Here is a 23,766-nt window from a genome sequence, read left to right on the forward strand (position 1 = left end):
AACTGCATGAATGTCGGCTAATTGCAGGTGGAGTTGCTCGGACGCTCGCCATCCAAACCAGATCGACATATGCTGCCTTAAACGATTGAGAGAATTTCGCACTGTATCACGCAGCTCTTGAGGATTTGATGTCATCAGAGACTTATTCGCCACCTGACATTTTTGATCCTCCTGAAGAGAACTCTCTCTACCCCGAGCTGTTTAGACTCCATCGCGAAATTCATGAGTTTTCTCAAAACCTGGACGATTTTCCGCGTCTTCTGGAAATCCAGAGGCGGCTAATTACGGCAATCTCAGAGGCAGAAAGGAAGATTAGGGGAGCCAAGAAGGCCAGCTCTGATCCCAGAGGTTGGCAATACGTGCGTTACAACTTCTTGTGCCTTGGGGACTGCTTAGCGTTTCTCTACATGGACAGGTTTGCCTTGAAACAAACCTTTTTCGATGTAGATACGGTAAATCCAAAGCAAAGCGGCGGCTTTATCACAGACAAGGCTGGACACGCCAATGAAGTATCCCTTCTGGAAGATGCAATCTCGCACAACGTACCCGCAGTGCTTTGCGACATTACAAATGTTCTGCGCTACGGCGATATTTGCCTGTTGGGAGACAGTGATCCCGTTCCTATCGAAATCAAATCGTCCAAGACGAAAGACCGCCGAGGCAAACGCCAAAATTCGAAGCTCAAGACTCTCTATAGCTTTCTTGCGTCGGACCGCAGTGATGATTTTCGTGGCCTGCCGGGTACAACTTTCAGGACCGAATTTTCGGTTGCTCCAAAATCGTACTCCAACCAACTGCAAGTGGCGATCGTACGAGCAAACCTAAATGGTTCTTCGAGTTTTGAGGTCGATGGATGCCTGAAGGTCGTAGTCATCATGGAAGACCCAGACTATGAGGCCCTCTTCGGTGGTTTTGACTCGCCCAGAGTTTTGGTGAACTCCGTCAATCAAATCAAAACCAATAAGTTATGGGGGTGCTACTATCCGTATCCCTTAACACTTTCAGAACCATCGCACTATGAAGGATTTGTTCGCGGCGAAATTCATATATTCACGTTGCTAGACGTGGAGGCATTTGAGGAGAAACTTGCGCTTGAGGAGGGCACGAGTCTATCGGTTGACTTGGACGAAAATGATATCCAATGCCAAATCCATTTCTCGAATTTGTTCGCGGACGAGCAAGAAGCCTACTTCATTATCGGAGAGCATATGATGTGCCGCATGTGGACAGATTTCTTGTGTCCGAGTTGGATAGTTCAGAGTTCAATATCTTCAGTTGTAAGCAATGTGGAAGCGATTAGGGAGGCAGCAGATTCGTCGTAAAAAGCATAAATTTGAAACATCATACCAGACCGCCCTGGAGTGCCCCCATCGAGTGGTCCAGTTTGAATGTTAATGCATAGTCGGTCTTTGGTCTATCGGGACGATGCTCTTGGGCGCCGGCGGCCGGTATCCCAAAGCGCTGTGTGGCCTGATAGTGTTGTAGTGACGACGCCAGCGTTCGATCAGGATCTGGGCCTCGCGTAACGTGGTGAAGACCTCGCCGTTAAGCAACTCATCCCGGAAACGGGCGTTAAAGCTCTCACAGTAGCCGTTCTCCCACGGTGAGCCTGGTGTGATGAATGCGGTTTTTGCGCCCACGGCACCGATCCAGGCACGCACCTTCTTGGCAATAAATTCTGCGCCATTGTCCGACCTTATGTATTCCGGCGGACCGCGTAGGATGAACAGATCCGTCAAAGCATCGACCACATCCGTTGAATTGAGCCTGCGTTTGACCCGGATCACCAGCGCCTCTTTCGTGAACTCATCGATGATATTCAGCGTGCGGAAGATCCGCCCGTCGTGGGTTCGGTCCTGGACAAAGTCATAGGACCAGACATGGTTCGGGCGCTCCGGCCGCAGCCGGACGCAGGAACCATCATTCAGCCAAAGTCGGCCTTTTTTGGGCTGCTTTTGCGGGACTTTAAGCCCTTCCTGCCGCCATATCCGTTCAACGCGCTTGTGATTTACATGCCAGCCACTGTTGTTCAGCAGCCCAGTGATCATGCGATATCCATAGCGCCCAAACTCTTCGGCCAACGCGGTGATGTCCTCGGTCAGCCGGGCTTCGTCCGGCAGACCACAGGGCACCTTGCGCTGCGTCGAGCGATGCTGACCCAATGTGCGGCAAACCCTGCGCTCCGATACGCTGAGGGTTTGCCGCACATGGTCGATGCACTGCCTGCGGCGGGAAGGGCTTAGAAGTTTCCCCGTGCAGCCTCGGCCAGGATCATCTTGTCCAGCGTGAGATCCGACACGGCACGCCTGAGCCGGGTATTCTCGGCCTCCAGCTCTTTCAGCCGCTTGAGTTGATCGCGGCTCATGCCGCCATACTCCTTGCGCCACCGATAGTAGGTCTGAACAGTCACACCGATCTGCCGCACGGCCTCCTGAACTGATTTGCCTTGCCCTTGCAGCACTTCAACTTGTCGCAGCTTCAGCACGATATCCTCGGGCTTCTCTCGCTTGCCAGCCATCTCGTCGTCCTCCTGAAAACGGGATAATTCTATCCCAAAAGGTGGACCACTTCAGTGGGGGCATTCCACAACGCGCTTGTGATTTACATGCCAGCCACTGTTGTTCAGCAGCCCAGTGATCATGCGATATCCATAGCGCCCAAACTCTTCGGCCAACGCGGTGATGTCCTCGGTCAGCCGGGCTTCGTCCGGCAGACCACAGAGCACCTTGCGCTGCGTCGAGCGATGCTGACCCAATGTGCGGCAAACCCTGCGCTCCGATACGCTGAGGGTTTGCCGCACATGGTCGATGCACTGCCTGCGGCGGGAAGGGCTTAGAAGTTTCCCCGTGCAGCCTCGGCCAGGATCATCTTGTCCAGCGTGAGATCCGACACGGCACGCCTGAGCCGGGTATTCTCGGCCTCCAGCTCTTTCAGCCGCTTGAGTTGATCGCGGCTCATGCCGCCATACTCCTTGCGCCACCGATAGTAGGTCTGAACAGTCACACCGATCTGCCGCACGGCCTCCTGAACTGATTTGCCTTGCCCTTGCAGCACTTCAACTTGTCGCAGCTTCAGCACGATATCCTCGGGCTTCTCTCGCTTGCCAGCCATCTCGTCGTCCTCCTGAAAACGGGATAATTCTATCCCAAAAGGTGGACCACTTCAGTGGGGGCATTCCACTGAACCGTGTCCTGATGACCCTACGTCCGCTGCCCGAGATCCGGCGCGAGAATGCAGCTCTGCGTCAGATCGCGGGCCGTCAGCGTGCCATGAAACGGGATGCCGCCGTGATCACCTCTGGCATCATCACCTTCGGGGCCGAGGCCGCGAAGATGTTCAGGTCGCTGTCGGCCTCGGAGCAGGACGCCGCATTCCTGGACCTCGCAAGGACCATCGCTGAGCTACTCGGCACGCAGCTCGAGTCCCTCGTCGTTCACCTCGATGAGACTACGATCCACGCCCATTTCACTTTGCGCGGTTACACAGACAAGGGCCTTGCCGTCAGCGCGGCGACGAAGGCGGGGACAACGGCGCGGTTGCAGGACATCGCGGCTGAGGTGATGCAGCGCTATCACGCCGGGATTGAGCGCGGGCATCGCAAGCGCGACCGTCTGGACGCGGGCGCGGACTATGCCGAGACGCTCCACCGCAGCGTGCGCGAACTGCACCAGGATCTGCCGTTGGAGCTGGAGCAGCTGAGGGCGGTCCGGGACGAGGCGCAGGCCGGGATCGAGGCGCTGAGACAGGAGAAGGCGGCGCATCAGTCAGAGCTTGATGCGCTGGTGGCTTCTGCCGCGAAAACGCGTGGGCACCTCGAAAAGCTCACCGCCCGCGCGGAGCTCGCGGAGAAGGAAGAGAAGAGGCGGCAGACCTACGAGGCGCGCCTCGAAAAGAAAGAGGCCGCGATCGCGGCGGCGACCGCCGGGTTGGCGGAGCGGGCGCGGGCGCTTGCGGCGGCAGAGGCCGACCTGGCGCAGCGTGCGGGCGTGGTAGAGGCGGCTGAGTCGGAGGCCGAGGCAAAAGCAGCGGCCGTCGCCAAGGCGGAAACGGCAGCCCGTGCGGAAGCGGCGCGCCTTGCGACCCTGGCGGACGAAGTGTCTCAGACCGAAGAGATGCTGGCTCAGGCCCGGACGGAACTGGTGGAGGAAGCGCGGGTGGTATTGGACGAAAAGGCCGAGGTCGAAACCAGCCTCGAAGCTATTCACCATGTGGTCGCGGAGATCGGGGCCGGCACGATCCGGGTGACAGACGGCGGGAAGATCATGATGGCGGATCCTGCGCCGGTACAAGCGGCGCCCAAGCGCCTGAGAGCGCGGCTGCTGCCGCCGATCCTGCGCCTCGTCCGCAAGATTGATGAGACCGAACAGCGCGCGACATGGCTCGAGACGATGATGCACCGGGTTCGCAGCCTTCTGGGCCGCCCCGACTTGCCGGAGGAAATCGAGCAGGACGCACAGGACATCACACGCGACTGGGAGCCGTGAGGGGGGAAGGGGGCAGGAGGCTCGCAAGTACCCGGAGGCTGCCGCTCGCGAGGGGGGCGAGGGCAAAGGGAGCCAGCGCGTATGTGTCGGACGTTGCAAGTGCAGCCGAGGCGATACCGTGGCACGACGCGTCTGAAACGGTTGTCCGCCGCACTTGGCGCGAATTGAAGCGTCACGAATTTATCAGCGGCGCGCCTTTACGAGGATTCGGGCCACTTCCAGCATCCGTATCTTTGCCGCGCGCCGTTCCTCGCTGTCCGGTAGGCGGGCGTCCAGCACCGCCTCTAACTGGGCCCGAGCTGCCTGTCGTGTCAAACCGTCCAGACTTAGCCCGCATCGCAGCCAGATGCCGTCAATTGCCGTGGTCATGAGATCAGACAAAAGAGCCGCATCCTCTTCCGGCAGCAGGCTGCGCAAGGGGCCGATCAGGTTGGAACGCATGCGCGCGTAGATAACCGTCTGAATGCGTTGATAGGCCGGGACATAAGGCACGCCCGCACAGAGCGCGATCCAGGCATGTGCCACCTCGGGGCGGAAGGAGGTCGGCGAGAGGTTGGTTTCCACGACCGCGTAGACACGCTCAAGTGGGGTCCGTGCTTCGCCAAGCAACAGTACGGCTTCACGCAGAAGCTCTGCGTTGGCATAGCGCAGCGCGGCCGCCAGCAGGGCTTCCTTGCTTTTAAAATAATGCAGTACGTTGGCCTTTGAGACGCCGGCCTCTTCGGCCACACGCGCCAGCGAGGTGCCATCGTTTCCGTATCGCATAAGCGCACGATAGGCGGCAGCGGCATATTCAGCGCGTCTGAGCTTGGAGATATCTCTTCGTCCCACCTTGAGCCTCCGTTGGCCTGACCTACCCGAGGGATCTTTCTAAATTAGATTGACTGTCCGATCAATCTAATTGAAAACTACAAATATGAACCATTCGGTCAATCTATTATCCAAAAGGATCATAATTCCCATGAGACAGCTTTTTTCAACCGCGGGCGTGCTTGCAATCACCTCGGTTCTTCCGGCCTACGCCGATTGCTCTTTGGTACGCCTCGCCGAACCCGGCTGGACCGACCTGGCGCTGACCACGGCAGTCACGCAGACTCTGCTTGAAGGCATGGGTCACGAGACCAAGACAGATATCTTGGGAATTCCCGTGATCTACGAGTCGATGAAGCGCAATGATATAGACGCCTTCATGGGCTACTGGGATCCCGCGATGACGACTTACTTCGACGCATACCGTGACAGTGGCGCGATCGAAACGATCCACACCAACTTGGAAGGGGCGAAGTTCACTTGGGCCGTTCCCTCCTACGTCTACGAAGCTGGCGTCCATTCTTTCGCGGATCTGTCAGCACATGCCGAGGAGTTTGATAAGAAGCTCTACGGGATCGAGCCTGGGTCAAACGACATCATGCTGGACATCGTAAACAAGGACGCGTTTGGCTTGGGGGGCTGGGACGTGGTGGAGAGCTCCGAACAAGGCATGCTGTCGCAAGTCGCCCGCCTTGAACGGCGTGAGAAGTGGATCGCTTTCCTCGCCTGGGCGCCGCATCCGATGAATACGAACTTCGACATCAAATATCTCGAAGGGGGCGATGACTACTACGGTGCCGATTTTGGTGGCGCTACCGTCTCGACCCAGGTGCGTAAAGGCTATGTTTCGGAATGCCCGCAGGTCGGCAAGTTGCTGACGCAGCTTACCTTTAACGTCGCGCTGGAAAGTGAAGGCATGGGGTATATTTTGGATGACGGGATGAGCGGGAAAGAAGCGGCACGCAAGCTCATCGCGAGCCACCCCGAAATGCTGGATGTCTGGCTCGAGGGTATCTCCACAATTGACGGCAAAGCAGCCCTGCCAGTGATAAAGGCGGACTTGGGTCTTTGAGCAACGCGACTAGTACGCAGGACCGGTTTGCAGACCTGAACGGTGTTCAGATCTGCTACAGGGAAGACGGCTCATCAAAGGCGCCTGCGGTGTTCCTCATCGCAGGGCTCGGCATGCAGTTGATCGAATGGCCGGAAGATCTTGTCGATAGACTTGCAGATGACTTCCGGGTGATCCGGCTGGACAACCGCGACATCGGTCTGTCTGGTCGATGTGGCGGCTCGTTCTCCGAAATTCCCTCCGGGTTCTCGTGGACTGGCAGCTCAAACGTCCCAGCCGCGTACGATCTGGGCGATATGGCGCATGATGTTCTGGCTCTGGCCGACCATCTGGAGATCGGGCAGTTCGCCTGCATCGGGTTCTCAATGGGAGGCATGATCGCGCAAATCCTCGCCACGCGCGCGCCGCACCGGGTTACGCGATTTGTTTCCCTGTCCAGCACCGGAGGCGACGCCACGATCACGGCAGACGAGGTATCAAAGGAGCTGATGGAGCGTTTCTTCCTGCCGTTTCCTTCGGAGGCTGAGGCAATTGAGGCCGTTGTTGAGAGCAACGCGCATTTCTCGATGGGGCTGATGCCCTCGCAAAGCCCCCAGAATCTACAACTCGCCAAGGCCATCGTCTGCCGAGCTGTGGACGACGGTGGCTACCTTCGGCAGGCATTGGCGATCACAAGCTCGCCGTCGTGGAGCGTGGCGCTGACAGGCCTGACTATTCCCGCACTTCTTCTGCACGGAGACAGGGATCCCTGCATCGATGGAGCCGCCGCTCAAAGTCTGGCACCAAGGATGCCGCAGGCGACCTTCAAGATGCTAGCTGGACTAGGGCACTGGTTAGATGGGGAAACGTGTCGATATTGTTCGGACTGGCTACGGGACTGCTCTTCCATCAAGGCACACTGAACCCCAAGAGCGGACGCTCTGCAGGACGATGCTGCCGTTGATGATGCTGCAGGCTACTCGATAGGCAGGGATGCGCAGGGAGCGGACGGTGCCAAGGAGCGGCTGGGCCAAAGGCTCGACGGAGCGAACGGCCCAATGCCGACCATCAGCCTCGGATCGGAATGCTGCAGCGCGGCCCACCGAAGCAGCCCTTCGCCGCGCTTGCGAACCCCGGCGGGGTCGGAATTTCCGCAGTGCGGGACAAAGCTGAACTTTACTCTTTTTGCAGTAATGTCTTCTATTAGGGAGACGCAGTTTCTTGTGTATTTCTGCTTTGTTCAATTCAGTTGCGACAGAAATTTGTCGGCAATCTTCAAATGGCAGTCCTTGTTTTCAGGCTTCATCCGCTCTGCCGTGCGGCACATCATGGCCCAACGCGGGTTCTTTGCGAGCGCACCTGAATGCTTGAAAATGAAACGCCAATACAATCCGTCCCAGACCTCCGTCCAAGGTCCTTTGTCCCAGTGGCTCATTTTCCGGATGTAGTTTGAGCCGGAGAAGTAAGGCTTGGTGGTGATCAACCCACCATCTGCGTGCTGGCTCATAGCGTAGACATTGGGAACCATGACCCAATCGTAGCTGTCCACGAACATCTCCATGAACCAGCGATAAATGTCGTCCGGGTCGATCTCGCACATGAACATGAAGCCGCCAAGCACCATCAGCCGCTCGATATGGTGGCAATAACCGGTCGCGAGCACGCGCCGGATCGTGCCGTCTAGCGGGGCAATGCCGGTTGTGCCGTCATAGAAGGTATGGGGCATAGGGCGGTGGTGGCCCCAATAGTTCGTACGGCGCATGGGGACACCAAGGTCGTCATAGGTGGCGCGCATAAATTCACGCCAACCGATGATTTGACGGAGGAAACCTTCCAGCGAATTCAGAGGGATATCCCTGCGCTTTGCATAAGTAAGCGTGGTGTCCAGCACCTGGCGCGGGGTGAGCAGCCCGATATTCAGCACAGGGGTTAGAATGGCATGCCAGAGCCAGCTTTCATCTGCGACAATAGCATCCTCAAAGTCGCCGAACCGGTCAAGTCGCCGCTCGAGGAACTGATCGAACCAAGCGGCGGCACCCGCGTGCGAGGTCGGATAGTAGAGCTTTTCCAAACTGCCTGTCGCGTTTGGGAATTCGGCAAGAACGCTTGCTTTTGCGGCTTCATCGATGGCGTCATGGGCGGGCCAATCGATCCAGGGCAAGCTTGCCAGCAACGTCTTTGGCACCTTCTTACGGTTGTCTTCGTCAAAGCTCCATTTCCCGCCTAGGGGTTGGTCATTCTCCATCAACACGTCCAGGCGGCGGCGCTGGCTTTTATAGAAATCTGCCATGAACCAGCGCTTACGGCCTTGCGACCATTCAAGATTGTCGGCCGGGCTGTTCAGAAAGCCAGGAGAGGGCAGGATATCAAGTTCGATGCCTGTGTCATCGGCGGCCTCACGAAGGCGACGTTCGGCAATGAAATCAACCGGGTTGGCCATGACCACTTCTGTGATTTCTTGCCCTGTTAGGTTTTCGAAAAGCCGCAGGCACGCCCCCTTTTGCCCGTCATATGGAAAGATCTCCGCGCTCAACCCTTGTTTTACCAGCGCCTGTTGATAGCGCGCCATACTGGCGCGGTGCAGCCAAAGCTTCTGACGGTGCATGTTTGCCGGATATTGTGGGTCGCCAAAGAAGAGCGGGTCTTCGAAAAGCACCACATGCTTTACAGGGTTCAGCAGGGCTGGATGGTCAGAAAATAACTGATTTGGCAGCAGGATGACGGCTTTAGTCATGAGGTGTTGGCTCAAAGTCGTTTCGCTCTGCGGGGTCTGAAAAGTCAGGAAACGCCCCTGTCATTAGGATGTCCTGCAGCGTTTAGAACAATATTTCACCTCGTCCCAGACCTTTTCCCATTTCTTGCGCCAGACAAAGGGCCGACTACAGGCGGGGCAGATCTTCTGAGGCAAATCCGATTTCTTTTGGTGTTTCACTAAGACTCTCCAAAAAACAGGCTCAATTGGTCAGAGCGTTTCGGTGAAGGCACCTTGCGCCTAGAACGGCCTTTCCGGCTAGCATGTTTGGTCACGATAGCCTCGGCCTGTGCACGAAACTACGGGCGACGCCGGACCTCCCGGATCGTTTCACGCGCGGCTTTTGCGGCTGCAATATGATCAAAAATTCGTTCGGGGTAGAACCTGCCCAGCCGGTGCCGTGCAGGCCAAGGCAGCATGATCCGCAGAACGCAGATCTAGTTTGAACCAATCAACTTACATGAGCCATCCACCTCTAGCGGTCAATCTGATCGAGTACGTCAGTCGGCTTGGATCAGATCACAAAAGTATCGCAGTGAATAATGTGTGGAGCCAAAATTTCTGCTTTGCGGTCACTCAAGCGTTGTACCGCATCCGTCAATTTCGGCTCAGTGCCGATTTGCGGCGGCGCGGCGACGTTTCGCACGAATGGCAGAACTGATCGACGTGGACGGCCCGAAGCCGCCGTTCCCTTTAAGACGCCGTCGCTGGGGTGCGGCCCGTCAGACCGGCCATTCGCTGCGCTGGCGAAACCGTGGCTTGACCTGAGGTCCGGTGAGCGGGACGAAGCCGACATTCAGTCTCCGGCCGGCATCACGCGACGGGGGTCCGCATTCCGAGTTCCTGAAAGAACCGCAACAGATAGCCATCCGGGTCAGCGACGACGAATTGCCTGTTTCCGCCCTGGTAATCGCCTATGCGGTACCACTTTTCCTCCACAGGAAGGAAAAGTGGGTGCTTGATGTTGGCAAGAGCTTCAACAAGCGGGTCTACAGAGGGCACGCGGATTTGAACATTCAGCCCCATACCAAAGGGATAGCCGACAGGAAGATACCCATCATCGAAGGTGCGGCCCTGTCCTATCTGATCAATCATCAGCTCCGCGTCGCCAAGTTGGAGATAGCAGAAGCCTTCTTCGGGACGCTCATAGGCGCACTCGAAACCAAGCACATCGCAATAGAACGCTTTTGAAAGTCGCCAATCAGAGACTGAAAACTCCGGAACCAGTGCGTTACCCAAATCATGCCCTCCAAAAATATTGGGGCAGCTTTAGCTCGAGGTGGCCTATCCGGAAAGGGCTCCTTCCGGACCCTTGCTGCGCGTGAGGGTCAACCGCCTGGTCGCCCCACACGCGGCGACGCTTCCGGCCCGAAGCGGACTTTCACCCCGGCACAAAAGCAGGTCTACTTCAGTCGCCTGCCCATTTCGACTAAACACGAAAATAGCTTACAACCATAATCAAGAGGTAATGGAGGCGGCCGAAGGAGAGTGGCCGCCATCCGTGTTCAAAGAAAAGAAAAGCCGACCGCCACTAGCATCAATGCAATCACAACGACTGCACCGACAGCGACATTGCCGCTGGCGTTGGCCTCAAAGTTTTTTCCGATTTTGATGAGGAGTTTGTTTTCTTGGCTGCTCATGCCGAGGCTCCTCAACCCATAGTGTCCAACTGCTGCTGCATTACATGCAGCCGCACCGTTTTGAACAAATTGGCCCAGTGATTGCGGTTCTTACCCAGCGAGTCAGGCGCGTTGCCAATATCACGGATGGCCTGTTTGGTTTCCGAAATCAATTCGGGCGCAAGTTCACGCCAAGAGGCCAACACATTTTCGAAACCGCCAAGCCACTCAGCGGTCCCAGTCTCAGGGTCAACAACCACAAAGTTCCTGAACGCACCCAGAATAGGAAATGCTGCACCCTTGGTAAGACGTTGGTCATGATCATCCAGTTTCGCATAGCGAAATTGGAAGCGACCTTTGCTTGGCGGTGCCTTTTCAACAATACGCAAATTCCCCGCTCGGCCACCGACCGTTTCGTTATAAACTCGGAGAAAGTCGCGCCGAATATAATCGTAAAGAACCAGTGCATCGAGAAGCAGCGGCTCAAAAGCAGCATACTTCCGCTTTGATGGGTCAGTGCGGTTATCCTCGTAGTCATCTCCGAACTTCTTGAGAGGAGCAGACCACTTCTCATACGCCGCAATGGGGTGCTTCGAGTCACGGACTGGAAAATCCGTGATGTTCATCAGTTCGAGCACTGACACCAATTCGCGTACGTCAATGTCCTTCTTGTCCGACTCCTTGAAGCCAATGTCGCCTGCCCAGTCTTGATCCTTCACAATCGCTTTGAGGGTTTCAAACGCCCCATCAAGTTCGAAGATCGAACGGGGCTGTACGGAGATCCCAGTGTTTTGCCCCCTTGCAATGTCCACGCGCAGGGTGTGGTTTTCTCCACCTTCTAGCCCAGTGATGATTTTGACTTCGACGTGCTGGCCTTCGGCGATCGAGTCATCCTCTTGGCAGTCGTAAATAATCTGGGTGGTGTGGCCGCCATTTGCGATACCATAGTCATCGTCAATCATCACATCGAAGATCCGTTTGTCGATCACCTCGATGTCTTCGGCAATGATAGTAATCCCGAGATTGAGCAAATCGAAGGTGCCCGGAAGCGCCTCTTTGCCTTCAAGGCTCGCCTTAACATCCTTGTATACCTGCCGGTTCATACCAACTGGATCACGCAAGTTCGCCCCAGTCGGAACGTCCTTGGGAAATAGGCGCGCAGGCACCAAGAAAGTATGCTTGACGATGTTCGGGAGGGTTGGGTGTTTGACGCTACGCGCCTCGGACACCTCAAACCGATACGGTTTGATAGCCATTTTTAATACTCCATTGGTCACGGTGGACCGATGTTGCGGGGCGCGATGGCCCCGGTCGGCATGATTGCCTAATCAAGAGCTAGGCCAAATCGTCCGCCAAAGCAATAACGACCGACTTCTACCACCACATGCAGTCGTCACAAGTAGTCCGACGTAAAATGTTGGGCGCAATGTAAAGGTGGTTTACGCCAAAGCAGACCTTCATTTTCAGTGCAGCGAAAGTCAGCTTCCCGCCCAGTGTCGGCGCCACGCGTCATGCTGCACCAGGTACGAAGGTCGCGAAAGGGCTGCCAGCAGATCACTGGATGGTTTGAAGTTTGCCATGAGCAGGTCGAAGCGATACCGCACCGCCGCAAGTCCGCTCCGAGCAAAGCGAACATTGCTAGCCGTGAGACGATATGGTTCTATATCAAAAAAAAGGTTGGGGCGGAATTATGAGTTGGCTAAAGCGACATACTTGGACTTTCGTTGCGTTTCCCTTGATTGCTCTCGCCTCGGGATTAACCGCGTGGGCAATTCAAGCATATGATTGCAACGGCTCGAGCACATGCGACGCAGTTCTACGGATCGTCTTTTTTGGCCCTTGTAGTGTTCTGATCTATTTCGCGGCCAACGGCACCCATCGTTTCATCACAGGCGAAGACCCCGAGTAACTTGCTATCTTTCCAGATAAGTTTGATGTCGGCTTCGTGCCGCACTGCCGCAAGTCGGTTGGGACGTCAATGCTGAATTTCAACTCCTTCCGACCTGCGATCACATCACAATTTCTGCTTCTTAACTGCCGAAACACGAGTAGCGCGCATGTGCCACTGATTTAAGGAAGTGGGTTTTTAGTCTTGCCTTTTCATTTTGTGTTTTGTTTAAGAATGATTGTGGTAGTTGTCGATAGTTAAGATGTTGATTGATAATCGAAAATCATGGAAAATAATATGCTTTATCGTGCGAAATTTGCTCTGCTCTTGTCGTTGTCTCTCGCTGCATGCGCGCCCGCGCGACCGAGCCATCAGGAAGTGTGGAACACCATTGAAGGCTGTGATGGCAAAGAATTATGCTCCCTCGCCAACTTAGCTACGTCCGAATTCAACAAGCGAGCAGGAAAACCCGCACGTGGAGGAGTTTCCATCAGGGGAGCGACGACCGATGGCAGGGTGGTGGCAGTTAAGGTCAATATTCCTGACAGTATTAAAAACGAGCCAGTCAGGGGCGGTCAAACTGTTGCGGATCAATTGGCGGATTACGTCCAGAAAGACATTTGCCGCAAGAAAGATATACGTCGTTTCATTGGTTTAGGAGGAGAGTTGCAGCTTTCTACTTTCCTACCATCTGGTGAGCGATTCTCTGAAAACTCCATAAAATCCTGCTAGAAGAAGACGAACCCACCTGCATAGCTTAAGGCTTTTCGCGATAGCTGTCTGGCTGTGACTTGTGGATTGCGATGAATTTTCTGGCGCCGGTACCTGAACTTAAGGCATTCCGCGCCTTCGCTCTCTGCATTTGCATAAGGCAGGAAAATCTGCTGTGTTTGCGGCTGACCTAGCGAATTGCTGCTTTCTCCGTAGCTACCTGCTTTCGCTAGCGGAGCTGCGGCTTGAAATATGGTCGGCCGTGGTTGAAGGGCTGATTTGCAGACCCCTCGTCCTTCTGGCCGCTGCCCTTGATCCTCGGCGCTACCAATTGCAGCGATCTCTGCCGCGTCGATGGATGTGAATGGTGATCTCGCACATGTAGTCATGCCTGCAGCTGAGATTTCATGCCGGAGCGTACGGCTGAAAGCTAAGTGATCAGAGCTTTGATCAGTGTCGATTCAGGCCTTCAACTACCGTATTCTGTGTTGCTGGTACTTTTGCAGCCTCAGAGAGCTCGGCGCAGTTCGCCCTGACCAGTGCCTCGGCGAGGGGCGGGCACACGCTGTTACCGCAGCAGCTGACCTGGACGTCTTTGGTGAAGGGCCGGAACTCCCAAGCCCCGTCGGTTTCCTGCCAGTGGCCGTCGATCACGTAGTCTGGCGGAAAGCCCTGGGCGTTGAACAGCTCGCGCGGTGTGAGCATGCGCAGGCCGATATCGGTGATGACGTAGGTGGCGCCATCGATCTCCATAGTGACGACATCGCCGCCGTCCCAGACGCCATGTGCCCGGAGGAACTCGGCCACGGCGTGGGCGCGGGGCGCGTGGGCTTCGGTGAACGACGGCACCTGCAAAGCCGCCTGAACATGCGCCATGCGATCCTTGACGGTGATTGTGTGGCAGGGCGCGTCAGTCCAGGCGCCGTCTCCGGTGCCGTAGTATTTGGCGAAGAAGGTCGCGACGGGCGTTTGCTGGCTTCCGCTGCCCGTGATCGTGGAGATTGGCTCTTTTAGATCACGGCCTGTGCTCGCGCTCCTGCGCGGGCCTCCATTCTGCTGGGCAAGGAACGCGGCAGCGACGGCGTGCTTGATACCTCCGGCGACAACGGTGCCAAGCGGCTTTGTGAGGTCAAGAGATCGAGGCGCCTGTCCCGGCCTTTCTCCGTATCCGGTCTGAATCAGCGTCGGAATGATCGCAGCGTTCTGATCCTTGCGGCTGGCGCAGATGGTGGAATGGGGCAGGGTCGCCGGGCGGCAGGCGCCGCCCTGCTGGGCATAGGTCAGCACCGGGGCGATCAACACGCTGTGGCCACCGCCGGCGAGCACGGTCGGATGCGGTGCCGTGACCGCGCTGTCGCGGCGGGCCGTTCCCTTGAGCGACATGAGGGAGGGCGCTAGCAGTCCCAGCGGCGCTGCGCCGCCGGGGCGCTTGATCCAGCTGTTGGCGGTGATCGTTGGCGCCGGGGCGCGCAGGTCGGATCCTGTTGCCCCGCCGTTGAACCGCGTCAGGCTCGGGGCCACGAGGGCCTTTTCGCCCCGGTGCGCTCCGGTGATCGTGCGCAGGGGATCGGCGAGATCTTCAACCCTCCCGCCGTGGGTGAGATTGACCAAGAAGGGGCGCTCAGCGTCTAGCACATAGCGTTTCATCCCGCGCGCGATGCGGGCGAGGGTGTTGGCCGCGAGAGGGCGCTTGGCGCGCAGGCCGTGCTTCGTTTGGATCACGGCGCTGGTGTCGAAGATCGAGGGGCAGGGCAGCGACCAGTCGATGCACTCCGCCGCTGCGCGCCATGGTTGCCGCTGACCGGACATCACCTCTGCGCTGTCCGGAGCGCCGTGCGTCGGCGCGGGCCAGACGATGGGCCTGCCGTCAAAGCGGATGATGACGAACAGACGCTTGCGGATGGTCGGGGCACCATAGTCGCAGCCGCGCAGTTCGCGGGTTTGCATCTTGCCGCCGAGGCGTCGGATCTCCTTTTGCCACGCCCGGAAGGTCTCGCCGCGCCGGTCCGGGCAGGGCATCAACCCGCGCGAGGTTTGCACCAGTGGCCCCCAGTCCTTCCATTCTTCAACGTTTTCCATGATCACGACATCAACGCGGCCACCCTTGCGCTGCAGCCGATCGATCCACCCAGGAATGATCCAGGCAAGGTCGCGGATATTGCGCTCAACGGGCTTGCCGCCCTTGGCCTTGGAAAAGTGCTTACAGTCGGGGCTGAACCACATCAGGCCGATGTGGCGGCCCTGCAGGTGGTCGAGCGGATCGATCTGGAAGACGTTCTCGGAGAGGTGCAGGGTCTCCGGGTGATTGGCGGCATGCAGCGCCAGCGCGGCGGCGTTGTGGTTGATGGCAATGTCGGGGCTGCGCCCGAGGGCCATCTCGATCCCGGTGCTGGCGCCACCTCCGCCCGCGAAGCTGTCGACGATCAGCGGGCGGGCGTCGGGGTACACGGGACTGGGTGAGATGTCGGCCAGAAGGCCGAAGAGGTCGGAGCCGTCCATCACGCCATTCCCAGCGCTTCTTTGTACATCTCCAGCACGGCCTCTTCCTCGGCAATGTCGTCAGGCTCGCGCATGCGCAGGGCGATAACGCGGCGGATGATCTTGGTGTCGTAGCCGCGGCCCTTGGCTTCTGCGAAGACCTCCTTTTGCTGGTCGGCGCGCTCTTTCTTCTCAGCCGCCAGCCGTTCTATCCGTTCGATGAATGCGCGCAACTCGGCACCGGTGACGCGGAAGGCGTTATCGCGAACGGCCTTGTCGGCCTCGGTTTCTTTCATCGGCGTCTTGCCGGTGGGGTGGTCTGACATGGGGTGTCCCTTTGGTGCGGGGTAAATGGCGCAATCGAGCTTGGCGCAGGCATCGCGCTGGCCTGCAGCATTGGCGGGGTCGTAGACGGTGGGCGCTGCAACAACGGCCCATATCGCTATGGCAGCCAGCGCGCCGATGGCGGCGAATGTTTGCCATTTGAGGTCAGGTGCTTTGGACATGATGGCTCCTAGCGCGGGGCTGCGATCTTGCCGGTCCAGACGTCGAACTCGGTGATCAGGATGCTGAACCTGGCGAGGGCCTGCGCGTCACTGTGCAGGTCGGCGCGACTGAGAATGTTGCACTGGTCGCGCAGCCAAGCTGCCGTGAAGTCCTCGGTGAAGAAGCTGGCGCTGTAGCCGCATTGCTCCGAGGCGAAGCGCTGGAAGCGCGCATCCTTGCAGAGCAAGGCAGCCTGCGTCCCGGCGGGCAGATCTGTGAAGGCGGGGCGTCTGGCGGTGCGGGTCATGTCTGCCCTCCGACAAGAGCGGCCAGTAGCGGGCTCACGATGAGCCGCCAAACTGCGAAGCCAGTGCCGTAGAACAAGATCAGGCTGGCCAGCACGATGAGGATGCGCTGCGAGCGGACCGAGCGGCGGGCAAGGGAGTTCAGTGTCCGCTGCCATAGTGACAGGGTTGTAGATGTCGTGCTGATCGGGTGGCCGGACATAGGGATCTCCATCGGCCAGCAGAGCATGCGGCCGTCAGCGCTGAAGTGCGCCGGCTGAAAATGATGATTGGAAAAAGAGCCGGGCGGTTAGGCCCCGGCTGGCGCGCTCTCGAAGGTCACCGCACGGGCGGCCCGCTTCCACGCGCGGAAGGCATCTGCCTCGTCGTGCCCGGAGGCGCTGACGCCATGCAGGCTGATCTCGAACAGGTGGAGCGCGTGCGGTGTTTCGGGCGGTGCGTCATAGCGACCACCGGTCTCGACGATCTCGCTGACCAACGCGTCGCGCTGTCCGGCGGGATCGAGGCATTCGAGGTTGGTGAGGAACGCGGCGAGGCGGTTGTGCAGGGCATCAAGGGTCATGCCGCGCCTCCGCTACTCCGCCGCGCGATGATCTCGGCGAGACGCTGTTGGGTGCGCTGGCAATGCGGCTGGATCTGCTCTGCGACGGTGCCAACGGCTGGCATGGCCTGGCCGAGAGTGCGGCCTCGGGCGGAGCTGGTTTGATCGTGTTGAGGTGTCAGGCGGGCGAGGCGCTCGGGGTCGATCTCTTGGCCACGGGCGGCCTTGGCGGATGCCCAGTTTGCCGCTCTGGCGGCGGGGGAGCGCGCGATCAAGTTGGTGGTGCAGATGTGGGCGTAGTAGTCGGTGAGGGTAGGCGGATGCATGTGAGGCTCCATCATGTGATGGAATGCTCATACTACGCAAAATGCTTACTGCAAATCAAAAAAGTAAACAAATTGCTTACTGAAGACCCTGGTGCCGATTATCAAGTCTGGTACGGAGGGTGAACGGAAGGTGTGACCTTAGTCTCGCTCAGGAGGTTGCAGAAGATTCGAAGCAACCGCATCGCGTCAAGCAGACACCAGATGGACGGTATCTTGGCTCTACTTTCGAAAGGAGCTTTCTGAAGGACTCGCCTAGAGTTCTTTGGAAATCCTTGTTGGCAAATCATCAGTCATGCCGAAATATAGAAATTCAAGCGACAAGCCATACGTTTTGCGTAGTCTCTTAGCGCTTTGAAGCGACAGATCGCGCGTGCCGCCCTCAAATGGCCCGTATGTCTGCATCGAGAGCCCAGCTCTTTCTGCAAATTCCTTTTTTTCAAGGCGCAAAATCTCTCGAACCCGTTTGAGACGGGCCGCGACTGCTTCTCTCTTGTCTTCCATTTCCTCAAGCATGACGGCCATCATAGGCATCATTTGAAGACTATCACTGAACATTTTGCTTATTTACATGGTAAGCAAAATGCGTAGTAGTGCTCGGCATGGAAATTGAGTTCAAGACCGTTTCAGATTTCATTGATGGTATCACTCGAGCGCGGTTCGAGGCGGCGCTGCATCACAAAATTCAAGTTGTAACACGCGCCATTTCTGACAATCGAATGCCTGCTCACTGGTTTTTTGAGCGCGGCGACCTGTGTGCTGGAGTTAGTGCCGCGGTTCCAAAGCGACTCTTGAGGCAATCGCTTCACCGAATAGCGACCACGACTACGCAGATCGTTGAATTTGATGTCCTGCAAGAACCTCACTGCGACGCGTCTAGGGAGTGTTTTGAGTGATGCTTCGCGATCGGTCACATCAGTTTTCCTGTTTGGCGTGCCTAACATGTACGCCTGAATTTGCCCGAATGGGCTTCATCTGTCCCGCGAAACCGTCAGGAGAGTTTCCCCATGCGTAATGTGCGCCCTGCGTCGATTCAGTCGGCGGTCCAGTCCTCGATGCGAGCGGGCGGCGGCCTAGAGGCCGTCGCCAATGACCTCGGCGTCGGGGTGTCGACGTTGTCCCACGGCACCGAGTTGTCCGAACAGCGCCCCGGCGGGTTGGGTGTGAACTACCTCGACCGGCTCGGGCGGATCTCGCCGAAGGCGGCGGTGCCGATCGCGCAGCACTTCGCGGCGCTCGGCGGCGGGGTGTTCCATCCGCTGGAGGTTGAGGGCCGGCTGGCCTCGGACATCCACCAGATCACCCGGGATTTCTCGGATGTGCTGCAGCGCCATGGCGAGGCGCATTCGCCAAGTTCGGAGAACCCGAACGATTACACCCCGAAAGAGGCGATGGCGCAGGTGGTCGAGCTGGACCAGATGGTTTGCGCCGCGATGAACTTCCGCGCGGCTCTGCTGCAGAAAGCAGGCGTCTCCATGGTGCCATCGCAGGCGCGTGCTCAATGACGCGGGGCCTGATTTTGGAGGTGTCGGCATGGACATCCTGACCGAAGAGGAGCGCCGTTTGATCGATGAAGCTCTGGCGCGCATCCCGGAAGAGGCGCGTCGCGTGCCAACCGGCGTAAGCGGTATGGACCCGGACTACGTCTGGGACCCCAAGACCCAGCGGATCATCACGCGCAACGAGGTCTTCGCCGGTGGCTATCGGACGATGACCCTGCGCAACGTCCGCAGCCCCGAGGATCGCATGAAGGATCGCGAGATCTCTCTCGATATCCGCGACGGGCTGAGCTTCAGCGAGATCTCTCTGCTGCGCCACACCAGCCGCGAGCGCATCCAGCGCGTGGCGCGCGAGTACGGCATAGAGGTGGCGCGTGCCAAGCCAGCGCCGCGCCAGAAGACCGCGTCGGGCAATGACGACGATATCACCCGCAAGATCCTGACCTTCGTGGATGGGGAGCGCGGCTTGACCGAGATCGCGCGCCTCGCGGGCTGCCACAAGGACGCGGTGCGGCTGCGTCGGGACCGGCTGGGGCTCAACATCCCGGCGGCAAATCGGGGGCAGGCGGCATGAACATGCAGGCCTATACCCCCCTGTGGCGGGGCGCCTGCGCTGCGACGTGCCGCGCGCCGCCGTGATCTGCGCCCTCTTTAAGGACTGACATCACAACACGGAACACACCGCGCAGTGCGCGCGGCGTTGATGCGGCTTCGGTCCATCGACGCTTTTGGGCTGTCTGGAGGACAGGATGCAAAACACAGCGATGAGAGAAGATGCTTCGGCCGCTTCGATACCGGACGGAGGCTTCACGGCCCCCGAGGGCTGCCGCCTGATCGTCAGGGCGGACTGGGAGCGTCAGCGGTGGGACTGGCTGGAGGGCGTGCGCCGCGATGGCGGCCCCGGTGGTCTCAGCCCCACGGCGCGGCTGCTGGCGCATGCGCTGGTTCTGGACTTTGCCAACCATCGCACCGCGCGGTGCGATCCGACGATTGCCGAGATCGCCTCGGCCATGGGCACCTCGGCGGCGACCGTCAAGCGGGCTCTGGCGGACCTTGAGGCAGGGCGCTGGATCGTGCGGGACTCCGGGCGCGGCAAAGGCCGTCACAGTCGCTACGGCTTTCTGACACGGGCCAAAATCGTCCAGCTGAAAGGGGTCAGAACTGAGCCATCAAAAGGCGGCAGCGATGCCCCTGCTAAAGGGTGCAGGAATGAGCCATCAAAAGGGGGCACGAATGAGCCATCCCCCACGACCAAAAGGGGTCAGATTTGCTCAGTTGATGGGTCAGATATGAGCCATCCCTATAATAAGGATAAACCATATAAGAACCATAAGGGGCGCGAGGGTGCGCACCAGCGCTCAAAAAACCCGATGGTTTGCAAGCGAGCCGAGGACGCTGTGCGCAGCTTTCGAGGGGGTCGCTCCGAGGCTTTCGCCGAGCTTCCCGGCTACGTCCTGAACCACATCATCGCCGCAGACCTGCTGACGCCGGATGAGCGTCAGACGTCGGGCATTTTCTGAGAATGGAGGCGCTGGCCATGACCGAGGATCTCAAGACAGAAACCAAGCGCGACCGGGTGCGTCGCCTGCTGCTGACACCGATGGCCGAGCTCGGCTTCCGGTTCCCGAAGGCAGTGAGCGCCGAGGACGGCCAACGCAAGCTGGACCGCATCGCCGATGACCTGGCCTACATGGCCGATGACCGCCTTCAGCTGCGGATGCTGCCGGTCCTGCGGACCAAGGGGCAGGGCAGCGCGCGCAACTTCTGGCCCGACCACGCGACCTTCATCGCCTATGCCCAGATCGCCCAGCCGCGCCCCCTCAGCGAGATGCCGGGCATTGCGAGCTGGTTCGGCAGCGTCGCCGGTCAGCAAGCGCTCGACGGCGGCCGCCTTGTCGCCGAGTTCCGGTTCTGGCTGGAGAAGAACCGCCCGCCGCAGGGCGAGGCTGAGAAGCGCCGTGTGGCGTCGAAGGGCGCTGAGGACCAGAGCCGCGTGACGCGGATCCGGGAGCGCCTGAGCCATAACCTCGCGGTCGACGTGATTGATCGCGGCTGGCTCGCAGAGTTCGAGCAGAGTGAGGCCCGGGCCATGGCTCTGGTCGACGCAAAACGGGGAGAAGTGGCATGACGGTGCAGATGCCGATCCGGGCGACCCGGCGCAGCCATGACATGCGCGAGGTCAGCATTCTCCAGCTGATCGAGTGGGCGTTCCAGCGCGAGAAGGTGCGCATCGACTTTGACCAAGGCACCCAGCAGCGTCCGCAAGGCGCGCTCAAGGGCTACGGCATGGAGCACATCCTGATGCGCCAGGCGGAGCTCGGCTGCCGCGTTGACGGCGGCGGCACCTCGGAGCCGCACCCGGACGCAGACGCGGTCGCAGACGCTTTGGCGGTGCTGCCCGAGGGCCACGGCGGCCAACGCATGGCGATGCGCATCGGCGAGCTTGCGAGGGCAGGGCAGGTGCCGAGCTGGCACATCCCCGAGAAGACCCGCGTCGTGCCCTGCGAATGGCGCACCACCAAGCACGGCACCTTCGCGCAGACTGAGAGCGCCGGGATGCTGAGCTACATGAGCCGGGGCAAACTGCGCGAGGTCGAGGTCAAATACTGCCCGATCACCATCCAGAACCATCCGGGCGATGCGGCGGCTCTGCGGCGGGAATATCTCGGCTGGTGGGGTGCGCTGCTGGAGCTGCGCGATACCTTCCGGATCTACGGCGGGTTGACCTCCTATGTCGTGACGGAGGCGATGCCACCGCGCACGCCATGGAAGGACGCGACGCGCTGATCGCGAGCGGGCGGCCCCCAGCGTTGGGGGCTGCCGATCGAGGTGTTTCACCGCGTAGGGGGGGGGCTATCCGAAAATCTGAGCGCAAGCACGTTGACCGGTTACATAACAGTTGTTTTCGTACGCGCCGAATTGGAGAAAAAAGCCCACTTTCAGTAGGTTAAGGTTAGGTTTTGTTTGTGAGGTTACGGTTGGTGAATTTTGCTTGCTTCTATTCCGGGAAACCCCGTAGCAGTTCAATCGCATCCCGGAGTTTTGCCATCGGCGATGCCTTTCTGTACACGCGCTCGTGGGTGTCTTTGCCCTCATGACCTACGAGGTCCCTGACGATGCCTTCGTCAACTTCGCAATTTTCGAGTGCGTTCTGAACGTAGTGGCGGAGACTGTGGAATGTGAGCTTCGCACCATCCAGCCCGAGTGTTTCATCGACAATGTCTCGCATTCTCCGGCCCACCTTTCTGCCGAGGTTGCCCTTTGATTGCTGAGATAGATCAGGGAAAAGATACCGCTTCTTGGAGGATCTTGCCTTGGCAACATGCTCCAAGAAGCCCAAATTTATCAGGCTGCTGTGAATCGGAACTAGGCGGACAGATGACAGATTTTTTACGCGGCGGATCTCAGAATCTTCTATTGAAAAGCACATAATGCCGTCGACATCTATGATGTCGGAGGGGGCGAGGCCGGCAATCTCCTCACGTCGGGCGCCGGTGACAGCACCAATCAATGGGCACCAAAAAATACCGTTGCGATATATCTTCGGCCCCGATCGGGTTTGAAATCGCTCAGAGTACGAGCCTTTCCATACGGGCGAGTCGAATAGCGTCACCAGCTGCTCTTCACTGAAAGCGTCTCGCTTATCGCGTGCCCGCACGGTTTCCTTCCGCTTTAGCTTTCCGGGATTGAGCCTCCGGTCCACAGCGATTCCTTCACCATCCGCCCACTCTGCGATCTGCCCCAGGTGTTCCAAGTGCCGGTTGATGGTCCCAACAGACAGTCCGACCTTCTCAGCAGGCAAGGTGGCTGCCTTCGCCATGATCTGCTCGCGCGATGCCGTGCTATCTTTTGGGCTTTTGCCCCAACTCTTCGGGATCTGATAGACTGCTGAGCGAAAACTGGTGACATGAGATTGCCGGATTTCACTTACCTTTTGAATACCGGTCAGGAGCGTGAAGAGGGATGCGAAGCTTTGATATTGCCGGAGGGTCTTTTCTTCTATGCCGTCCTCGCGCTTGATCGCATTCATTCTTTCAACGACCGCAGTGATCGACGGATCGAGGCCGGTGTCCTCTACTGGTGCGGGGTTCTCAGCCTTAGGCGAAGGCGGTTCTGACACCTCAAGGAAGGAAGTCACGTTTTTTGCCAGTGTGTCGGCAACCTCTTCGATCGCGTGCAAGGCGTCTGGGTGGCGCTCCCAAGCTGCACGTTTCCCGGAGATCCAGAGGTTGGCAATCTTGGCATAATCGAGAGCAGCTATGGTGCCCTCATGACCAGTAAGGTCCCGGTAATCCCGGCAAATGATGCGCCGGCGCGCCTCACTGGCCAAATCGCGGCGGATCAGCTCCACGTTGGATTTTATCAAATCGTCAGAGATTGAATGCCCCGGATCATTCAGGGCGGTTTCAGCCACATGCTTCCAGGCAGCAGCCATTGCTGCATCATGGCGCGCATCATCAGCCGGTGAGAGAGAATCAACACGCCTCAAGAGCTGGAGCTGCTCAATTTTCTCATGCTCAACCTGCACAACGCGTGACAACCATTTGCGCGCGTCTTCAGCCGTCATCTCTTTGGCGTTGACCTGATCCATAATGCTATCGCTCTCCGCAGTGATCTTGCGAGACAGCATAACAGCAATCCTGAAATCAGTCGTCCTCAGGGAGAGCCGGATATGTGCGATTCTTGTGGATTGTCGATGAATTAGCCGCCGCCATTGATAGACGTTCCCTCGCTTTGTGAGGTGGGGCTGACCCTTCATCTTGTCGTCCGATCCTTGTCAGGTACGGACGGAATTGCGACTAAGGTATGTCACATACCT

Annotated in this window: 26 protein-coding genes and 1 pseudogene; 10 read left to right on the forward strand and 17 right to left on the reverse strand. The window is 58.4% G+C overall.

The annotated features are described in order from the left end of the window. The first annotated feature begins 128 nt into the window (after nucleotides 1-128). Nucleotides 129-1,322, forward strand: a complete 1,194-nt coding sequence (locus F3W81_RS03855; RefSeq protein WP_193082347.1) for a hypothetical protein — start codon at nucleotides 129-131, stop codon at nucleotides 1,320-1,322. A gap of 69 nt (nucleotides 1,323-1,391) precedes the next feature. Here F3W81_RS03855 and F3W81_RS03860 read toward each other — a convergent pair. Both F3W81_RS03860 and F3W81_RS20715 read right to left on the reverse strand, forming a co-directional pair. Beyond that, a protein-coding gene (locus F3W81_RS03860) for an IS3 family transposase (RefSeq protein ID WP_193080726.1) occupies nucleotides 1,392-2,518 on the reverse strand; the annotation gives its coding sequence in 2 pieces (ribosomal slippage) (nucleotides 1,392-2,254 and nucleotides 2,254-2,518; 1,128 coding nt in all). 69 nt (nucleotides 2,519-2,587) lie between these two features. After that, nucleotides 2,588-3,111, reverse strand: a pseudogene (locus F3W81_RS20715) (transposase); the annotation flags it as partial. A gap of 83 nt (nucleotides 3,112-3,194) precedes the next feature. Between F3W81_RS20715 and F3W81_RS03875 the strand changes: the two are divergent. Next, nucleotides 3,195-4,484: a plasmid recombination protein gene (locus F3W81_RS03875; RefSeq protein WP_193082350.1), complete on the forward strand. Its 1,290-nt coding sequence runs from the start codon at nucleotides 3,195-3,197 to the stop codon at nucleotides 4,482-4,484. A gap of 183 nt (nucleotides 4,485-4,667) precedes the next feature. On the opposite strand, the gene betI is transcribed toward F3W81_RS03875, so the two are convergent. Then, nucleotides 4,668-5,315: a transcriptional regulator BetI gene (gene betI / locus F3W81_RS03880; RefSeq protein ID WP_193082351.1), complete on the reverse strand. Its 648-nt coding sequence runs from the start codon at nucleotides 5,313-5,315 to the stop codon at nucleotides 4,668-4,670. 130 nt (nucleotides 5,316-5,445) lie between these two features. Here betI and choX point away from each other — a divergent pair, with 130 nt between their 5' ends. Further along, on the forward strand, nucleotides 5,446-6,366 hold the full coding sequence (gene choX, locus F3W81_RS03885; RefSeq protein WP_193082352.1) for a choline ABC transporter substrate-binding protein: 921 nt from the start codon (nucleotides 5,446-5,448) through the stop codon (nucleotides 6,364-6,366). After that, nucleotides 6,363-7,268: an alpha/beta fold hydrolase gene (locus F3W81_RS03890; RefSeq protein WP_193082353.1), complete on the forward strand. Its 906-nt coding sequence runs from the start codon at nucleotides 6,363-6,365 to the stop codon at nucleotides 7,266-7,268. Before choX ends, F3W81_RS03890 begins: the two co-directional genes overlap by 4 nt. 317 nt (nucleotides 7,269-7,585) lie before the next feature. Here F3W81_RS03890 and F3W81_RS03895 read toward each other — a convergent pair whose 3' ends face one another. The 5 genes from F3W81_RS03895 to F3W81_RS03910 form a co-directional block, all read right to left on the reverse strand. Further along, the gene (locus tag F3W81_RS03895; RefSeq protein ID WP_193082354.1) at nucleotides 7,586-9,079 is read right to left on the reverse strand and encodes a cryptochrome/photolyase family protein; all 1,494 of its coding nucleotides are present in this window, start codon (nucleotides 9,077-9,079) and stop codon (nucleotides 7,586-7,588) included. Between the two features lie 63 nt (nucleotides 9,080-9,142). Further along, the gene (locus tag F3W81_RS03900; RefSeq protein ID WP_193082355.1) at nucleotides 9,143-9,277 is read right to left on the reverse strand and encodes a DUF2256 domain-containing protein; all 135 of its coding nucleotides are present in this window, start codon (nucleotides 9,275-9,277) and stop codon (nucleotides 9,143-9,145) included. A 633-nt stretch (nucleotides 9,278-9,910) separates the two neighbouring features. Beyond that, a complete protein-coding gene (locus F3W81_RS03905; protein WP_193082356.1) occupies nucleotides 9,911-10,336 on the reverse strand; it encodes a bleomycin resistance protein in 426 nt (141 codons plus the stop codon). Nucleotides 10,337-10,602: 266 nt separating this feature from the next. Further along, nucleotides 10,603-10,737: a hypothetical protein gene (locus F3W81_RS20990; RefSeq protein ID WP_264298887.1), complete on the reverse strand. Its 135-nt coding sequence runs from the start codon at nucleotides 10,735-10,737 to the stop codon at nucleotides 10,603-10,605. 11 nt (nucleotides 10,738-10,748) lie between these two features. Further along, complete coding sequence (locus F3W81_RS03910) at nucleotides 10,749-11,972, reverse strand: AIPR family protein (protein ID WP_193082357.1); 1,224 nt, start codon at nucleotides 11,970-11,972, stop codon at nucleotides 10,749-10,751. A 917-nt stretch (nucleotides 11,973-12,889) separates the two neighbouring features. On the opposite strand from F3W81_RS03910, the gene F3W81_RS03915 reads away from it, so the two are divergent. Further along, nucleotides 12,890-13,336, forward strand: a complete 447-nt coding sequence (locus F3W81_RS03915; RefSeq protein WP_193082358.1) for a hypothetical protein — start codon at nucleotides 12,890-12,892, stop codon at nucleotides 13,334-13,336. A gap of 429 nt (nucleotides 13,337-13,765) precedes the next feature. Here the strand turns inward: F3W81_RS03915 and F3W81_RS03920 are convergent, their stop codons facing one another. From F3W81_RS03920 to F3W81_RS03955, 8 genes are all read right to left on the reverse strand, one after another. Further along, entirely contained in the window at nucleotides 13,766-15,814 is a 2,049-nt protein-coding gene (locus F3W81_RS03920; RefSeq protein WP_193082359.1) for a DNA cytosine methyltransferase, read from the reverse strand. Further along, a complete protein-coding gene (locus F3W81_RS03925; protein ID WP_193083613.1) occupies nucleotides 15,814-16,089 on the reverse strand; it encodes a DUF2312 domain-containing protein in 276 nt (91 codons plus the stop codon). Before F3W81_RS03925 ends, F3W81_RS03920 begins: the two co-directional genes overlap by 1 nt. Before the next feature lie 218 nt (nucleotides 16,090-16,307). Next, nucleotides 16,308-16,586 carry a hypothetical protein gene (locus F3W81_RS03930; RefSeq protein ID WP_193082360.1) on the reverse strand — a complete coding sequence of 93 codons (279 nt, stop codon included), beginning with the start codon at nucleotides 16,584-16,586 and terminating at the stop codon, nucleotides 16,308-16,310. Further along, nucleotides 16,583-16,813 (reverse strand): hypothetical protein, encoded by a 231-nt coding sequence (locus tag F3W81_RS03935; protein WP_193082361.1) that lies wholly within the window; start codon nucleotides 16,811-16,813, stop codon nucleotides 16,583-16,585. Before F3W81_RS03935 ends, F3W81_RS03930 begins: the two co-directional genes overlap by 4 nt. A 60-nt stretch (nucleotides 16,814-16,873) precedes the next feature. Then, nucleotides 16,874-17,146, reverse strand: coding sequence for a hypothetical protein (locus F3W81_RS03940; protein ID WP_193082362.1), 273 nt, complete (start codon nucleotides 17,144-17,146; stop codon nucleotides 16,874-16,876). Continuing rightward, nucleotides 17,143-17,451 (reverse strand): hypothetical protein, encoded by a 309-nt coding sequence (locus F3W81_RS03945; protein WP_193082363.1) that lies wholly within the window; start codon nucleotides 17,449-17,451, stop codon nucleotides 17,143-17,145. The genes F3W81_RS03940 and F3W81_RS03945 overlap by 4 nt, the downstream gene beginning before the upstream one ends. Before the next feature lie 252 nt (nucleotides 17,452-17,703). After that, nucleotides 17,704-17,973 carry a helix-turn-helix domain-containing protein gene (locus F3W81_RS03950; RefSeq protein ID WP_226941842.1) on the reverse strand — a complete coding sequence of 90 codons (270 nt, stop codon included), beginning with the start codon at nucleotides 17,971-17,973 and terminating at the stop codon, nucleotides 17,704-17,706. A 101-nt stretch (nucleotides 17,974-18,074) separates the two neighbouring features. Beyond that, nucleotides 18,075-18,362 (reverse strand): hypothetical protein, encoded by a 288-nt coding sequence (locus tag F3W81_RS03955; RefSeq protein ID WP_193082365.1) that lies wholly within the window; start codon nucleotides 18,360-18,362, stop codon nucleotides 18,075-18,077. A gap of 93 nt (nucleotides 18,363-18,455) precedes the next feature. Between F3W81_RS03955 and F3W81_RS03960 the strand changes: the two genes are divergently transcribed. The 5 genes from F3W81_RS03960 (at nucleotide 18,456) to F3W81_RS03980 (ending at nucleotide 21,734) form a co-directional block, all read left to right on the forward strand. Further along, nucleotides 18,456-18,953, forward strand: coding sequence for a hypothetical protein (locus F3W81_RS03960; RefSeq protein ID WP_193082366.1), 498 nt, complete (start codon nucleotides 18,456-18,458; stop codon nucleotides 18,951-18,953). Nucleotides 18,954-18,981: 28 nt separating this feature from the next. Further along, a complete protein-coding gene (locus tag F3W81_RS03965) occupies nucleotides 18,982-19,521 on the forward strand; it encodes a hypothetical protein (RefSeq protein ID WP_193082367.1) in 540 nt (179 codons plus the stop codon). Between the two features lie 190 nt (nucleotides 19,522-19,711). After that, nucleotides 19,712-20,467, forward strand: coding sequence for a helix-turn-helix domain-containing protein (locus F3W81_RS03970; protein ID WP_226941843.1), 756 nt, complete (start codon nucleotides 19,712-19,714; stop codon nucleotides 20,465-20,467). Between the two features lie 17 nt (nucleotides 20,468-20,484). Then, nucleotides 20,485-21,075, forward strand: a complete 591-nt coding sequence (locus tag F3W81_RS03975; RefSeq protein WP_193082369.1) for a hypothetical protein — start codon at nucleotides 20,485-20,487, stop codon at nucleotides 21,073-21,075. After that, nucleotides 21,072-21,734: a hypothetical protein gene (locus tag F3W81_RS03980; protein ID WP_193082370.1), complete on the forward strand. Its 663-nt coding sequence runs from the start codon at nucleotides 21,072-21,074 to the stop codon at nucleotides 21,732-21,734. Before F3W81_RS03975 ends, F3W81_RS03980 begins: the two co-directional genes overlap by 4 nt. Before the next feature lie 211 nt (nucleotides 21,735-21,945). On the opposite strand, the gene F3W81_RS03985 is transcribed toward F3W81_RS03980, so the two are convergent. Then, nucleotides 21,946-23,577 carry a site-specific integrase gene (locus tag F3W81_RS03985; protein ID WP_226941844.1) on the reverse strand — a complete coding sequence of 544 codons (1,632 nt, stop codon included), beginning with the start codon at nucleotides 23,575-23,577 and terminating at the stop codon, nucleotides 21,946-21,948. Between the last annotated feature and the right edge of the window lie 189 nt (nucleotides 23,578-23,766).

Origin of the sequence: Pseudooceanicola spongiae (genome assembly GCF_014899185.1) — a bacterium.
In the GTDB taxonomy this organism is placed as follows: Bacteria; Pseudomonadota; Alphaproteobacteria; order Rhodobacterales; family Rhodobacteraceae; genus Pseudooceanicola; species Pseudooceanicola spongiae.

Excerpts from the sequence above, each read along its gene's own strand:
- F3W81_RS03855 (WP_193082347.1), top strand. The coding sequence starts at position 129 with ATGTCATCAGAGACTTATTCGCCACCTGACATTTTTGATCCTCCTGAA.
- F3W81_RS03875 (WP_193082350.1), top strand. The coding sequence starts at position 3,195 with ATGACCCTACGTCCGCTGCCCGAGATCCGGCGCGAGAATGCAGCTCTG.
- choX (WP_193082352.1), top strand. The coding sequence starts at position 5,446 with ATGAGACAGCTTTTTTCAACCGCGGGCGTGCTTGCAATCACCTCGGTT.
- F3W81_RS03895 (WP_193082354.1), bottom strand. The coding sequence starts at position 9,079 with ATGACTAAAGCCGTCATCCTGCTGCCAAATCAGTTATTTTCTGACCAT.
- F3W81_RS20990 (WP_264298887.1), bottom strand. The coding sequence starts at position 10,737 with ATGAGCAGCCAAGAAAACAAACTCCTCATCAAAATCGGAAAAAACTTT.
- F3W81_RS03910 (WP_193082357.1), bottom strand. The coding sequence starts at position 11,972 with ATGGCTATCAAACCGTATCGGTTTGAGGTGTCCGAGGCGCGTAGCGTC.
- F3W81_RS03915 (WP_193082358.1), top strand. The coding sequence starts at position 12,890 with ATGGAAAATAATATGCTTTATCGTGCGAAATTTGCTCTGCTCTTGTCG.
- F3W81_RS03920 (WP_193082359.1), bottom strand. The coding sequence starts at position 15,814 with ATGGACGGCTCCGACCTCTTCGGCCTTCTGGCCGACATCTCACCCAGT.
- F3W81_RS03925 (WP_193083613.1), bottom strand. The coding sequence starts at position 16,089 with ATGAAAGAAACCGAGGCCGACAAGGCCGTTCGCGATAACGCCTTCCGC.
- F3W81_RS03930 (WP_193082360.1), bottom strand. The coding sequence starts at position 16,586 with ATGACCCGCACCGCCAGACGCCCCGCCTTCACAGATCTGCCCGCCGGG.
- F3W81_RS03935 (WP_193082361.1), bottom strand. The coding sequence starts at position 16,813 with ATGCTCTGCTGGCCGATGGAGATCCCTATGTCCGGCCACCCGATCAGC.
- F3W81_RS03940 (WP_193082362.1), bottom strand. The coding sequence starts at position 17,146 with ATGACCCTTGATGCCCTGCACAACCGCCTCGCCGCGTTCCTCACCAAC.
- F3W81_RS03945 (WP_193082363.1), bottom strand. The coding sequence starts at position 17,451 with ATGCATCCGCCTACCCTCACCGACTACTACGCCCACATCTGCACCACC.
- F3W81_RS03950 (WP_226941842.1), bottom strand. The coding sequence starts at position 17,973 with ATGGCCGTCATGCTTGAGGAAATGGAAGACAAGAGAGAAGCAGTCGCG.
- F3W81_RS03960 (WP_193082366.1), top strand. The coding sequence starts at position 18,456 with ATGCGTAATGTGCGCCCTGCGTCGATTCAGTCGGCGGTCCAGTCCTCG.
- F3W81_RS03965 (WP_193082367.1), top strand. The coding sequence starts at position 18,982 with ATGGACATCCTGACCGAAGAGGAGCGCCGTTTGATCGATGAAGCTCTG.
- F3W81_RS03970 (WP_226941843.1), top strand. The coding sequence starts at position 19,712 with ATGAGAGAAGATGCTTCGGCCGCTTCGATACCGGACGGAGGCTTCACG.
- F3W81_RS03975 (WP_193082369.1), top strand. The coding sequence starts at position 20,485 with ATGACCGAGGATCTCAAGACAGAAACCAAGCGCGACCGGGTGCGTCGC.
- F3W81_RS03980 (WP_193082370.1), top strand. The coding sequence starts at position 21,072 with ATGACGGTGCAGATGCCGATCCGGGCGACCCGGCGCAGCCATGACATG.
- F3W81_RS03985 (WP_226941844.1), bottom strand. The coding sequence starts at position 23,577 with ATGCTGTCTCGCAAGATCACTGCGGAGAGCGATAGCATTATGGATCAG.